The sequence below is a fragment of the Actinomyces timonensis genome (assembly GCF_040702965.1).
GTDB classification, from domain to species: Bacteria; Actinomycetota; Actinomycetes; order Actinomycetales; family Actinomycetaceae; genus Actinomyces; species Actinomyces timonensis_A.
Map to the genome: position 1 here is coordinate 135836 of NZ_CP159989.1, position 12611 is coordinate 148446.

The window sequence follows — 12611 nt, forward strand, 5'->3', positions numbered from 1 at the left end:
GATCGGGGTGGCGCGGGCAGACCGGTGCGCCTGGGGTGCCCGGGCCGCCCACCGCCGTCACTGGACGACGCTCACGGAGGTGATGGTGACGTCCTTGAGGGGGCGGTCCGTGCTGTCCGTCGGCGTCGCCGAGATCGCATCCACGACGGCCTTCGACTCGTCGTCGGCGACGGCTCCGAAGATCGTGTGCTTGCCGTGCAGCCAGGCCGTGGGCGCGGTGGTGATGAAGAACTGCGAGCCGTTGGTGCCCTTGCCCATATGACGGCCGGCGTTGGCCATGGCCAGGACGTAGGGGGCGTCGAAGGTGAGAGTCGGGTCGATCTCGTCGTCGAAGGTGTATCCGGGGCCACCGCGGCCGGTGCCCAGCGGGTCCCCGCCCTGGATCATGAAGTTCGGGATGACCCGGTGGAAGACGACGTTCTCATACAGGGGCTCGTTGGAGTCCTCACCAGTGCGCGGATCCGTCCAGGTCCGCGACCCGGTTGCGAGCCCGACGAAGTTCTCAACGGTCACGGGCGCCTGCTCCGGGAAGAGGGTCAGACGGATATCTCCGAGGGTGGTGTGAAGAGTCGCTTCCATGGGCTCATCGTCCCATGGGCGGGCGGTCGGGGCCCTCTGCGCTCAAGGGTGGCGGGGCCTGTTCACCCCAGGCAAAATGCCGCCGTCAAGAGCACCCGCCCGGGCGGGAACAGTGCCACCATGGGTTCCAGTTCGCCTCACGCCGCCCTGGCATCCCGCGACACGACCATTTGAACGCCCCCAGGAGGAGAGCGCCATGCCTTGCAAGACCGCCGACAAGAGGATCGACTCCGACCACCTCCGTCAGGAGGCCGCCAACCTCGCCGAGGCCATCGCCGAGCGGGCCGAGCGCGCCGCCGAGTGGGCCGCCCCGCGCGTCGCGCGCGCCGGGGAGAACGTCTCGCGCGCCGCCAAAGAGGCGCAGACGCGCATCGAGCCCGCTTACAGCGAGGCCCGCGCCCGCGTCGTCGACGACTACCTGCCGCGCGCCCAGCGCGCCGCCGAGGCCGCCCGCGCCGCGATCGCCGAGGCCCCGGCGCCCGTCGTCGCCCCCAAGAAGCGCCGCTGCTGCCGAGGCCTCAAGGTTCTCGCATGGACCACCGTGGTCACCGCCGCCGCCGGTGCCGCCTACATCGCCTGGCGCCGCAGCCAGCCCGTCGAGGACCCGTGGGCCGAGGAGTACTGGGCCGACACCGCCGAGGAGGGCGCCGAGGCCATTGAGGAGGCCACCGGGGCCTGAGCCCACCGGCTATCCCGCCCGTGACCGCATGACGACGACGGCGCCCCCGACCTGTGATGGCGGGGGCGCCGTCGTCGATCATCGCCCGGGTGCGGCGCTGGCCGCAGGGCAGGCGGGGCCGTCGCGGGGGCCTACTTCCAGCGCAGCAGGCCGAGGAAGCCGACCATCATGATGATGAAGCCGATGTAGAGGTTCCCATTAGACAGCCAGTCGGCGGCGTGGTGGTGGAGGAAGTACGGCATCGGGTACTTCCCCTTGAACAGGTAGGTCACCACGACCCACAGGAGCCCGATGACCATGAGAGCGACCATCGACGGCGCGTACCAGCTGGGGCTGCCGGTGCGCACCACCTTCTGGGGCACGCGGGACACGCGGTTGGCCGCCGCGCGCGACTCCTCCTCGGCGGCCTTCGCCGCCTTGGCCGGGTTGCCGGAGCGCTTGGCGCTGCGCTTCGCTTCATCATCAGAGTTCTTGAGCTTGTTCAGCAGGGCCACGCGGGCCTCCTCCTAGCATGACGAGCCTGGGGAAGGGCTCGTGCGCGGGCACTAAAACGCTCCTAGCCTAGGGCATGGGCGGCGGCGGGCGAGAGGTGGGACTGTGATCACGCTTGCCCCTGCAAGCAGGGACGACGCCCTAGACTGGCTGCCGAGTGGTGGGCAGGCTATCAGTCTCGCCCCAACCCTGAGGACAGTCCCGAAGAAGACGGAGTGCGGATGACCAGCATGAGGCACGGCGGCGCGGCGGAGCGCAAGAAGCGCTCGGCGCTCGACATCATGATCACCGGTGTCGGTGAGATCCTCATCACCGTGGGCCTCGTCATCGCCCTCTTCCTCACCTGGCAGCTGTGGTGGACGAGTCTGGACGCCCTGGAGGAGGCTGCCGCCACGCGCGACGCCTTCCAGAGCCAGCAGGTCGACTCCCCCAAGACCGAGGGCGTCAAGCACTATGACGCCCCGCCGGCCGTCGCCCCCGTCGGCAACGGGGAGACCATCGGCATGCTCATCGTCCCCAAGTGGTACGGCAAGACGAACAACAACATGCCCATCCTGGAGGGCACCGCCGCGGATATCCTCGACTCCGCCGTCGCCGGCCACTATCGCGAGACCCAGCAGGTGGGCGATGTCGGCAACTTCGCGCTCGCCGGCCACCGGCGCACCTCCGGAAACTCCTTCCGGCGCATCGATCTGCTCGGGCCCGGTGACGAGGTAGTGGTGTCCACGAAGGACACCTGGTACGTCTACACCGTCACCGAGTACGAGATCGTCGACCCGAGCACCGTCGAGGTCATCGCGCCGGTGCCCCACCACCCCGAGATCGCGGCCACCGATCGCATGCTCACCCTGACCACCTGCCACTCGCTGACAGTCGGCGAGTGGGGCAATGACCACCGGTGGATCACCTACGCGAAGCTTCTCCTACTGGATGCCCCGCTCCGAGGGCCGCCCGGCCTCGGTCCTCAACGACCCGGAGGTCAACTGATGTACGGATGGATCTGGCGGCACCTGCCCGGACCGGTGTGGCTGCGCCTCATTGAGGCGCTCGTCCTCGCCGCGCTCGTGGTCCTCGGGTTGTTCGAGTTCGTCTTCCCGTGGGCCAACGAGACCTTCCACCTCTCCGGCGAGGCCACCGTCTGACGGAGCGTCCGCGCTCGGCCTCGCGCCCCGTCATCCCATCACCCCTCCCTATATGCGAGACCGGTCGATATCAGGATCGAGACCGGTCGAAATGAAGAGCGAGACCGGTTCGGAGGGGCGGGTGGTAGCGCTGCGGGGTCGCGCGCTGAGCGCGGATGGGGGTGTTTCTCACTGAGGCGCGCGTCTGAGCGCCGAGGGGTGCCTTGCGCGCCGGGCCGAGAGGTGAGCTGGAAGCGCGACTCTCGGTGCGCAAGGCGCCCGTTGGCGCAAGGCGCCCGTCGACGGGGACGATGCTCGGCGGGAGCGCGGCCGATTCATAATCTCGCCGTGCTGATTGACCGGTCTCGCTCCTATTTTCGACCGGTCTCGGTGATGGGGGGGAGGGATCAACTGGGCTTGGCTGAGGGCGACGAAGCCGAGGGCGATGAATCCTTCTGGTTACCCGGTTGCGCGTTCTTCGGGGGGCTCGCCGTGGACGCGGGCTGGAAGTCGTACTTCTTGTAGTCGATGGTCACCCGCGCCCCGGCGTCGACGGAGGCCCCGGCGACGGGGCTCGTGCCCGTGACCTCGGTGGTGTCCTTCTTGGACTGGTCGGAGGTCTTCTCCGTGGTCGGGCTGTTGACGTTGTAGGTCAGACCGGCATCCTGCAATGCCGCCTGCGCCGCCTCCAGGGTCATGCCCTTGATGTCCGGCACGGTGACCCTCCCCGTGGACAGCACGAGCGCCACCGGCTTCCCCGCTGCACGGTCGTGTCCGCCGTGGGCTTGGTGCGGATGACCTTGTCCTTGCCCACCTCCGCGGAGTCCTCCGAGGTGGAGGTCCCCACCTTGAGACCCGCCTTCTCCAGGGCGTCGCGCGCCTCCTCCTGGGTCTTGCCCGAGACGTCGGGAACCTCGACCATGGCGGTGCCCAGGGAGTACTGAACCGTCACCGTGGAGCCAGGGGCGGCGCCCGTGCCCACAGCCGGGTCGGTGGAGACCGCCCGGCCCGGGGGGATGGTGTCGGAGGCGACGTTGTCGCCCTTGGCGTAGACCAGGCCGACGGACTCGATCGCGGCCTTGGCCTCCTGCTCCGACTTGCCCGCAACATCCGGGACGGCGACAGTGGTCGGCGTCGGCGAGGCGGTGGGCTTGGGATCGGCCCCGCCGAGGACGCCCGAGCTGACCGCCCACGCCCCCAACCCGACCGCGATGAGCAGCGCCGCGATGAGCAGCCACAGTCCGAGGCGGTTCTTGGACTCGCGCTCGTCGGCCTCCTCAGTGGGCATGACCAGGGGCTGCTGGGTCACCGGGGGCGGTGGCGCCGGCGCCTCGGGGCGGGCGGGGCCGAAGGCGTCGGCCTGCTGCGGGAGCGTCGTCGTCGGAGTGGCGGCCCAGGCGGAGGTCGCGGGCGCGGACACGGCACTGCCCCGCTGCGCGGCAAGGAGGTCGGTGCGCATGTGGGCGGCGTCCCCGTAGCGGTCATCGCGGCGCTTGGCCAGCGCCTTGAGGACCACCCGGTCGATCGCCTCCGGGATGTCGGCGGCGATCGACGACGGCGGCTTGGGTACCTCCCGCACATGCTGGTAGGCGATGGCCACAGCGGAGTCGCCAGTGAACGGCGGTTGGCCGGTGAGGAGCTCGTAGAGGAGGCAGCCGGTGGAGTACAGGTCCGAGCGGGTGTCCACGACCTCCCCGCGGGCCTGCTCGGGGGACAGGTACTGGGCGGTCCCGACGACGGCGTGCTGTTGGGTGACGGTCGCCGCGGAGTCCTCGATGGCGCGGGCGATGCCGAAATCCATGACCTTCACCGCGCCGGTGGAGGAGATCATGATGTTCCCGGGCTTGATGTCCCGGTGGACGATGCCGGCGCGGTGGGAGTACTCCAGGGCGTCGAGCACGCCGGTGACGATCTCGACCGCCTCGGGGATCGGCACGGCCTCGCCGTCGCCCAGGAGCTCGCGGACCGTGTGGCCCTCCACGTACTCCATGACGATGTACGGGACGGTGCGGCTCGTCCCGTCCGGCTGGACGAGGGCCTCCTCGCCGGAGTCGTGGACGGCGACGATCGAGGGGTGGTTGAGCGCGGCGGCCGACTGGGCCTCGCGCTGGAAGCGGGTCTGGAACGTGGAGTCGCTGGCCAGGTCCGAGCGCAGGAGCTTGATGGCGATGACACGGTTGAGGCGCCGATCGTACCCGAGGTGGACCTCCGCCATGCCGCCACGGCCGATGAGGTCACGGATCTCGTAGCGTCCGGCCAGGATCGCTGGGAACGTGTCGGTCACGGTGCCTCCTTGACTGAGGTGACGGGCACTGGGGCGGGCAATCCGGAGGCCCGCACGATGGTCTCTGAGCCTGCTCTGCTCAGGGACCCGGTGGTGGTGGGTGGTTGGTGGGTGGCATCCGTCGTGCCCGGTTGCGCTGAGGCTAGGGTACTCACGAGCGCGATGACGGCGGCAATGAGGATGAGCACTGCCCCGGCGAGCATCAGCAGGGCCGGGACGGACAGGCTGCTCAGCAGCGGCAGGCCGAGCCGGCCCCGCCCTGAGCTGCGGCGGGGGCGACGAGCATCACGCGCGTGATGAGACACCGGCAGGGCACGCGCGCGCGAGCCGAACGCGCCCCTACGGGTGCCGTGGATCCCGGGTCGGCGCTCGGGCCAGCGCTTGGGCGCGGTCTCGACGATCGCGGCGGCCCACTCCGCGGCGCTCGCCGACGCTCGCGGGCGCTCGGCAGCCTTCAAAGGCTTCGAGGGTGCCGACGCGGCGCTCTCCCCGTCAGTGGCGGCATCGGCCGCAGAGAGGCTGGTGGACGAGGAGGCGCGGCCGCTCCCCGCTGCGCCGCTGGCGCCACCGGCTGTGGAGGCGGTGCCCGGTCCCCGGGCCGACCTGCCTGTCGAGGCCCAGGCGAGGCTGTCCTCAGGATCCCAGTGCTCCTCCGGCAGGTGGATGACGATCCGATCGAGGCGCCGGGCGAGCTCCCGGGCCGAGGCCGGCCGATCAGCGGGCTTCTTGGCCAGGAGCTCCATGACGACCTGGCGGACCTCGGGGGGCACGCTCTTGGGCATCGGAGGCACGGGGTCGTTGACATGCGCGAAGGCGATGTCCACCTGAGTGGACCCGGTGAAGGGTCTGCGGCCCACGAGAGCCTCGTAGGCGATGATCCCCAGGGCGTAGAGGTCGCCGGAGGGTTGGGCGGCGTTGCCCATGGCCTGCTCGGGCGCCAGGTACTGGGCGGTGCCCATGACCATGCCGGTGGCGGTCATGGGCCGCTGGTGGGGGCCGGTGGAGATGCCGAAATCGGTCAGCTTGGCCAGGCCCTCCCGGTTGATGAGGATGTTGGAGGGCTTGACATCGCGGTGGACGACGCTGGTGTCGTGGACCACCTGGAGGGCGCGGGCCACCTGCGCGAGGATCGGCAGGATCTCCGCGGGCGCCATCGTGCCCTTCTCCTCCAGGATGTCGGACAGGGCGCGGCCCTGCACGAGCTCCATGATGATCCAGCCCGAGCCCTTGCGCTCCCCGAAGTCCAGGACGACGGCGAGGTTGGGGTGTCGCAGTCCCCGGGAGTTGGCGGCCTCCGCTCTCAGGCGGGACAGGAAGATCTCATCCCCGGTGAGCTCGGGGCGGAGGATCTTGGCGGCGACGATCCGACCTGAGTTGAGATCGGTGGCGCGCCAGACCTCCCCCATGCCGCCCAAGGCGATGCGCTCCAGGAGCTGGTAGCGGCCCTGGAGCTCGAGCCCCACCTGTGGGATCACTGGTTCACCGCCGCGTCGATGACGGCGGCCGCGATCGGCCCCGCCTCCGAACCACCGGTGGCGGTGGGCGAGGTCTGCTGGCCGCCGTCGAGCACCACGGCCAGGGCGATGGACGGCTTGTTGATGTCCGTGCCGGCGAAGCCGACGAACCAGGTGACAGGGCCACCCTCGTCGAAGCCGGTCTCCGCGGTGCCGGTCTTGCCGGCGACCTGCACGCCGGCGACCTGCGCGGTGGTCCCGGTGCCGGAGGAGACGGCGTCCTGCATGAGGCCGGAGAGGGTCTTGGCGGTTCTGGCGTCGATCGGGGTGCGGGCGACCTCGGGGCTCGTCGTCGAGACGACGGACAGATCGGCGTCCAGGGTGCGGGAGACCAGGTACGGCTTCATCTGCTTGCCGCCATTGGCGACCGTGGCGGCCACCTGCGCCATCTGGAGGGGGGTGACGCGCACGGACTGCTGGCCGATCCCCGCCATGGCGGTCTCCGCGGCGGAGGAGTTGGCCGGGTAGGTGGAGGCGGTCACCGGGAGGGAGAAGTCGTCCTTCGTGCCGAAGCCCCAGGCCTCGGCCTCCTTGCCCAGGGAGTCATCGCCGACGTCCATGGCGAGCTGGGCGAAGGGCGTGTTGCAGGACTGCGCGAAGGCCGTGGACAGGGTGACGGTGCCGTTGCCGCAGGACTCGCCCCGGTAGTTGGACAGCGAGTGGTTCGTGCCGGGCAGCGTGATCGAGTCGGGGGCGTCGAGGGAGGTGGAGGTGGTGACCTTGCCGGCGCGCAGCGCGGCCGAGGTGGTGAGGATCTTGAAGGTCGAGCCCGGGGGGTAGAGGTCGCCGCCGGTCGCCCGGTTGACCAGTGGCTGGCCGGGGTCGGCGGAGTACTGGTCCCAGGCGGCGGATACGGTGGCGGCGTCGTGGGAGGCCAGCACATTGGGGTCGAAGGAGGGGGAGGACACGAGTGCCAGGACCGCCCCCGTGGACGGGTCGAGCGCGACGACCGCGCCGCGCCTGCCCCCCAGCGCGTTCGAGGCGGCCTGCTGGGCCTGGGCGTTGATGGTCAGGTCCACCGACCCGCCCTCCTGGGAGGCGCCGGTGATGAGGGCCTTCACCCGCGAGGAGAACAGGGAGGGGTCATCCCCGTTGAGCACATCGTTCTCGGACTTCTCCATGCCGGTCAGCTCGGAGCGGATCGGCGAGGAGTAGCCGGTCACCTGCGCGTAGAGCGGGCCGGAGGCGTAGACGCGCTGGTAGGAGTAGACGTCGTCGGAGGGCTGCGAGGAGGCCACGGGGGAACCGGCCACGAGGATCTGGCCGCGATGGGCCCCGAAGGCGGCGAAGGCGGCGCGCTGGTTGCGCCAGTCGGTGGTCAGGCTGCCCTCGGTGGACTCCGACTCCCACAGGGCGGGGCGCGCGAAGCCCTGCACGCTGGTCACGGACACGGCTAGCGCGAGGAACATGATGGTCACGAGCATGGCCACCTGGTGGATCTGGCGGTTCATGGCTGGACTCCCTCCACTCTCGGCGTTCCCTGGGGGGCCGTGCCGGTCGGGGCGCCGCCCCGCTGCTTGCGCACGCCGTCGGGCGGGGTGTCGATGGTGATGTCCGGATCCTCGTCGAAGGAGCGCCCCGTGCCCGACGGCGTGCCAGCCGGGCCGTCCGCGCCGTGCATCTCATCGAAGTCGAAATCGGGGTCGAGGACGAGCTTGCGCAGGCCCACGGGCAGCTCGGCGGTGTCGATGATGCGCGGCGCCGTCGATGGCGGTCGGCGTGCGGCATCGGAGAGGCGCACGAGGAGCGCGAGGATCACCCAGTTCGCCACCAGGGAGGAACCGCCGTAGGCCAGGAACGGCATCGTCAGCCCCGTCAGCGGGATGAGGCGGGTGACGCCGCCGACGACGACGAAGACCTGCAGGGCGATCGTGAAGGACAGGCCGGTCGCCAGGAGCTTGCCGAAGCCGTCGCGCAGGCTCATGGCGGTGCGCAGGCCGCGCTCGATGAGCACGATGTACAGCACGAGGATCGCCAGGACGCCGGTCAGGCCCAGCTCCTCGCCGATGGAGGAGACGATGAAGTCGGAGTTCGCGAAGGGAACGAGCGTGGGGTAGCCCTTGCCCCAGCCCGAGCCCGTCAGCCCGCCCGAGGCCATCCCGAACAGGGCGTCGGGCAGCTGGCGCGACGAGTTCTCATAGACGTCCCGGTCCATGGCGTGCAGCCAGTTCTGGATGCGGGCCTGCACGTGGGCCAGGTGCGTGGCGGCGAACCAGGCGGCGGGCACGAACAGGCCGGCGCCGATGAGCAGCCAGGAGGGCCGGTCGGTGGCCACGTACAGGGTGACGACGAACAGGCCGAACAGGAGCAGGGAGGTGCCCAGGTCGCTCTGGGCGACGAGCACCATGATGCTCACCCCCCACACGATGAGCAGCGGCACGAGGTGGCGGGCCCGGGGCAGGTTGATCCCCATGACCCGGCGCCCTGCCAGGGCGAGGTTGTCGCGGTTGGCCACGAGGAAGGAGGCGAAGAAGACCGCGAGGAGCACCTTGGTGAGCTCGGCCGGCTGGAAGGACATGGGGCCGAGGCGGATCCAGATCCTCGCGCCATTGATCTGCACGCCCAGGAACGGGATGAACGGCAGGATGAGGAAGACCAGGCCCGCGACCATCGCCGACCAGTCCCATCGGCGCAGGACGCGGTAGTCGGGGATCAAGAGCACCGCGCAGAACAGGGCGATGCCCAGGCCCGTCCAGATCGCCTGGCGCGGCCCGACGTAGTACTGCCAGGCCTCAAGGATCTTGTAGGACATGTCGAGGCGGGAGATCATCGCCAGGCCGATGCCGTTGAGCGCGATGGCGGTGGGCAGGATGACGGGATCGGCCCAGGGGGCCTTCCACCGCGCCCACAGGTGCACGACGATGCCGATGAGCACGAGGGCCGCGCCGAGCAGGAGGGCCTGGGCCGGTGAGGTGCCGGTGCGGTTGAGGGCGGTGAGGACGAAGCCGCTCAGGCCGATGATGACGGCGACGACGATGAGCGCGGCCTCCGCCCAGCGTCCCGTGGTGCGGTGCGCCCCCAGGGGACTGGCAGGGGGTGCGCTCATCGGTTGGCTCTGGGGTCCGCGGGATCGGAAGCGCACGTGATCACCCCTGCGCGGTCGCCGATGGCGCGGGCGGGGTGGGGGGCGTGGCGCTGGGCGCGGGCGTCGCGGCGCCACTGGTGGTGGTGGGGGTCGCCGGGAGGACGGTCGCGGCGGTCACCGTCTGGGTGACGTAGGCGCGGGCCTCCTCGAGCGAGCCCTTGGCAACCGTGTCGGTGAGCCGCGTCCGCATCTCGGCGGTGAGGGCGTCCACCGGTGGAGCGTCATAGGTCTCGACGACGTGGCTCAGGCGGACGGGGCCCACGGACTGCGGGATCCCCTGGTAGATGGCGATCCGCTCCTGACCGTTGGCCAGGGCGGTGGTCACGTAGTACTGCCTCTGCGTCCACATGTAACCCAGGCCGAGGGCCGCGGCCAGGGCGACGAGGAGGACGAGGGAGGCGACCAGTGAGCGGCGGCCGCGACGGCGCTGGGTCTCGGCGCGCTCGGCCTGCTTGGCGGCCTCCTCGGCGACGAGCTCGCGCTCGGAACGGCTGGCCTCCTTACCGGCCTCCGGATCAAGGCCCGCCACGAGGGCTGCGGCCTTGGCGGCGGGGGTGTCAGCGGAGCCCGGCGCGGGGCCTGCCGCGCTACCGGCGCCCTCGTCATCCTCCTCCTCATCCCCGGGCTCGGCGTCGGCCGGGGTCCCGGCGCTCTTGGCGCGGGCCGCGGCGGCCAGGGCGCGCCGGTTGGCGGCCGAGCCGACGACCTGGGCGTCCGACTGGGGCGACTCGTCGTCGTCGACGATATCGACGATGACGACGGTGACATTGTCCGGGCCGCCGGCGCGCAGGGCCAGGTCGATGAGCTGGTCGGCGGCCATCCCCGGCTCGGGGATCGAGGTGAGGACCTCGCCGATCGTCTCAGCGGTGACCGGACCGCACAGGCCGTCTGAGCACAGGAGCCAGCGGTCCCCGGGGACCGCCTCGCGGATCGACTCGTCGAGCTGGACGTCGCCCTCGGTGTCCCCCAGGACGCGCAGCAGGACGGAGCGCTGGGGGTGCCGACGCGCCTGCTCGCGGGTGAGGCGGCCGGACTCCACGAGGTACTCCACGAAGGTGTGGTCGGTGGTGACCTGGGTGAACTCGCCGTCGCGCAGGAGGTAGGCGCGCGAGTCGCCCACGTGGACCATGGCGAGCTTGTTGCCGGAGCGCATGAGGCCCACGCAGGTGGTGCCCAGCCCTGACAGCTCGGGGTCGGAGGCCGAGCGGTCGATGAGCTCGGCATGGGCGTCCTGCACCGCTGAGCGCAGGAGGCTGAGGAGCTCGCCGGCCTGGTGGGAGTCGGCGTCGAGGGGCGCCAGGTGCTCGATGGCGACCGCCGAGGCGATGTCCCCGCCGGCGGGGCCGCCCATGCCGTCGCACAGGACGCACAGGTGGGGGCCCGCGTAGGCGGAGTCCTGGTTGGACTGCCTCACGAGTCCGATATCGCTCCGGGCGGCATAGCGCAGGGAGATCGTCATGGGCGCAGCTCCAAGGTGGTCTGACCGATCTTCACGGGCACGCCGATCGGCAGCTCGACGGCCCCGTGCACTGAGCGCCCGCCCAGCATGGTGCCGTTCGTGGAGCCCAGGTCCTCCAGCCACCAGGACCCGTCCTTGGGGAAGACGCGGGCGTGGCGGGAGGAGGCGTAGGAGTCATCGAGCACGAGGGTTGATGACGGCGATCGGCCGATGATGATCGAGGAGGGGGAGAGGGGGACGGTGGAGCCGGCGAGCGGCCCCTCGGTGATGATGAGGCGGCGGGCGTCATTGCGCCTGGGCGGCGCGGGCGGGGCCTGGGGGGCGACCTGGCCCTGCCCCCGCTGCGCGCGGGGAGCGGAGGGGAGCGCGCGCCCGGGGCGCCCGATCGGGATATCGGTCATGTCGCGACGAAGGACGCGGATGACGAGGTAGACGAAGACCCATAGTAGGACGATGAACCCCAGCCGCAGAGCAGTGAAGGCCAACTGGCTCAAGTGGCCGCTCCTACGGGTGACGGCGCCTGGTTGGCGCTCTGCGACCCGTCCCAGAACATGATCCGGGTGCGGCCGATCGTCAGCGTGTTGCCGTCCAGGAGGGTGGCGGCGTCGACCCTGTGGCCCTCGACGAATGTGCCGTTGGTCGAGCCGAGATCGGTGGCGATGGCGTGCCCCTGGGTCAGGCGGATCTCCAGGTGGCGGCGGGAGACGCCGGAGTCATCGACGATGATGTCCGCCTCGCTGCCGCGGCCGATGACCGTGACCTGCCCGGTGAGCAGGTAGCGCTGGCCGTCGATGTCGAGGATCGGCTGGGTCGGCGACGGCGTGGCCGCCGGGGTGGAGGCGCCGCGGCGCGTCGAGGAGTCCACCTCGATAGCCGAGGCTGTGAGGGCGGAGTCGGAGGCGAGGACGACCTCGACGGGCCCGACGAAGGAGTAGCCCTGCTCGGCGGCGTGAGAGGTGGCGACGTCGACGAGCTGGCGGACCATCTCCTCCTCGCCCCAGGCGCGGACGCGCTCGATGGCGGTGGCCGGGAGCCGGACGCGGAAGTGGTTGGGCACCACGGAGCGGTCGCGCGCGAACGAGGCGGCCCGCTTGTCCATCGTCTCGCGGATCTTGGAGGCGATCTCGATCGGCTCGATGTCGTCCCCCAGCCGTGACATGGCGCGGCTGGTGACGCTCCCTACGCCCTTCTCGAGCTTGTCCAGGAAACCCATGGACTCAACCTCCCTGTGTGGGGACTGCGCCCGGCCGCGTGAGACCGGATTTTCTCCGCGCCCATCGTAACCGCTGATCCGGTGCTAGCCGAGTGGGGCGCGTTGCAAGACGGTCGACATTCGCGGGGCGGCGCGCCCCGCGGAGCGCCCGAGTGATCGGTGTCACTTCCGAGGTGAGGTCCTCG

11 protein-coding genes and 1 pseudogene are annotated in these 12611 nt (G+C 70.8%); 2 read left to right on the forward strand and 10 right to left on the reverse strand.

From position 1 onward, the window contains the following. Window positions 1-57: 57 nt before the first annotated feature. Window positions 58-579: a peptidylprolyl isomerase gene (locus tag ABXS69_RS00595; RefSeq protein ID WP_366180699.1), complete on the reverse strand. Its 522-nt coding sequence runs from the start codon at window positions 577-579 to the stop codon at window positions 58-60. 196 nt (window positions 580-775) lie between these two features. Here ABXS69_RS00595 and ABXS69_RS00600 point away from each other — a divergent pair, with 196 nt between their 5' ends. Then, the gene (locus ABXS69_RS00600) at window positions 776-1258 is read left to right on the forward strand and encodes a hypothetical protein (protein WP_366180700.1); all 483 of its coding nucleotides are present in this window, start codon (window positions 776-778) and stop codon (window positions 1256-1258) included. Window positions 1259-1389: 131 nt separating this feature from the next. Here the strand turns inward: ABXS69_RS00600 and ABXS69_RS00605 are convergent, their stop codons facing one another. After that, window positions 1390-1752, reverse strand: coding sequence for a cell division protein CrgA (locus ABXS69_RS00605; protein WP_366180701.1), 363 nt, complete (start codon window positions 1750-1752; stop codon window positions 1390-1392). Window positions 1753-1980: 228 nt separating this feature from the next. Between ABXS69_RS00605 and ABXS69_RS00610 the strand changes: the two are divergent. Beyond that, a pseudogene (locus ABXS69_RS00610) lies at window positions 1981-2737 on the forward strand (class E sortase). Window positions 2738-3278: 541 nt separating this feature from the next. Here the strand turns inward: ABXS69_RS00610 and ABXS69_RS00615 are convergent. Genes ABXS69_RS00615 through ABXS69_RS00650 form a run of 8 tightly spaced genes read right to left on the reverse strand, consistent with a single transcriptional unit; the run spans window position 3279 to window position 12426 of the window. After that, window positions 3279-3587, reverse strand: coding sequence for a PASTA domain-containing protein (locus tag ABXS69_RS00615; RefSeq protein WP_366180702.1), 309 nt, complete (start codon window positions 3585-3587; stop codon window positions 3279-3281). Continuing rightward, window positions 3566-5155 (reverse strand): Stk1 family PASTA domain-containing Ser/Thr kinase, encoded by a 1590-nt coding sequence (pknB, locus tag ABXS69_RS00620; protein WP_366180703.1) that lies wholly within the window; start codon window positions 5153-5155, stop codon window positions 3566-3568. Before pknB ends, ABXS69_RS00615 begins: the two co-directional genes overlap by 22 nt. Continuing rightward, complete coding sequence (locus ABXS69_RS00625) at window positions 5152-6618, reverse strand: serine/threonine-protein kinase (RefSeq protein ID WP_366180704.1); 1467 nt, start codon at window positions 6616-6618, stop codon at window positions 5152-5154. The genes pknB and ABXS69_RS00625 overlap by 4 nt, the downstream gene beginning before the upstream one ends. A gap of 8 nt (window positions 6619-6626) precedes the next feature. Then, window positions 6627-8120 carry a penicillin-binding protein 2 gene (locus tag ABXS69_RS00630; protein WP_366180705.1) on the reverse strand — a complete coding sequence of 498 codons (1494 nt, stop codon included), beginning with the start codon at window positions 8118-8120 and terminating at the stop codon, window positions 6627-6629. After that, complete coding sequence (locus ABXS69_RS00635; RefSeq protein ID WP_366180706.1) at window positions 8117-9715, reverse strand: FtsW/RodA/SpoVE family cell cycle protein; 1599 nt, start codon at window positions 9713-9715, stop codon at window positions 8117-8119. Before ABXS69_RS00635 ends, ABXS69_RS00630 begins: the two co-directional genes overlap by 4 nt. A 40-nt stretch (window positions 9716-9755) precedes the next feature. After that, window positions 9756-11213 (reverse strand): PP2C family serine/threonine-protein phosphatase, encoded by a 1458-nt coding sequence (locus ABXS69_RS00640; RefSeq protein ID WP_366180707.1) that lies wholly within the window; start codon window positions 11211-11213, stop codon window positions 9756-9758. Next, window positions 11210-11707 carry an FHA domain-containing protein gene (locus tag ABXS69_RS00645; RefSeq protein ID WP_366180708.1) on the reverse strand — a complete coding sequence of 166 codons (498 nt, stop codon included), beginning with the start codon at window positions 11705-11707 and terminating at the stop codon, window positions 11210-11212. The genes ABXS69_RS00640 and ABXS69_RS00645 overlap by 4 nt, the downstream gene beginning before the upstream one ends. After that, window positions 11704-12426: a DUF3662 and FHA domain-containing protein gene (locus tag ABXS69_RS00650; RefSeq protein ID WP_366180709.1), complete on the reverse strand. Its 723-nt coding sequence runs from the start codon at window positions 12424-12426 to the stop codon at window positions 11704-11706. Before ABXS69_RS00650 ends, ABXS69_RS00645 begins: the two co-directional genes overlap by 4 nt. Window positions 12427-12611 lie beyond the last annotated feature (185 nt).

Excerpts from the sequence above, each read along its gene's own strand:
- ABXS69_RS00595 (WP_366180699.1), bottom strand. The coding sequence starts at position 579 with ATGGAAGCGACTCTTCACACCACCCTCGGAGATATCCGTCTGACCCTC.
- ABXS69_RS00600 (WP_366180700.1), top strand. The coding sequence starts at position 776 with ATGCCTTGCAAGACCGCCGACAAGAGGATCGACTCCGACCACCTCCGT.
- ABXS69_RS00630 (WP_366180705.1), bottom strand. The coding sequence starts at position 8,120 with ATGAACCGCCAGATCCACCAGGTGGCCATGCTCGTGACCATCATGTTC.
- ABXS69_RS00635 (WP_366180706.1), bottom strand. The coding sequence starts at position 9,715 with ATGAGCGCACCCCCTGCCAGTCCCCTGGGGGCGCACCGCACCACGGGA.
- ABXS69_RS00640 (WP_366180707.1), bottom strand. The coding sequence starts at position 11,213 with ATGACGATCTCCCTGCGCTATGCCGCCCGGAGCGATATCGGACTCGTG.
- ABXS69_RS00650 (WP_366180709.1), bottom strand. The coding sequence starts at position 12,426 with ATGGGTTTCCTGGACAAGCTCGAGAAGGGCGTAGGGAGCGTCACCAGC.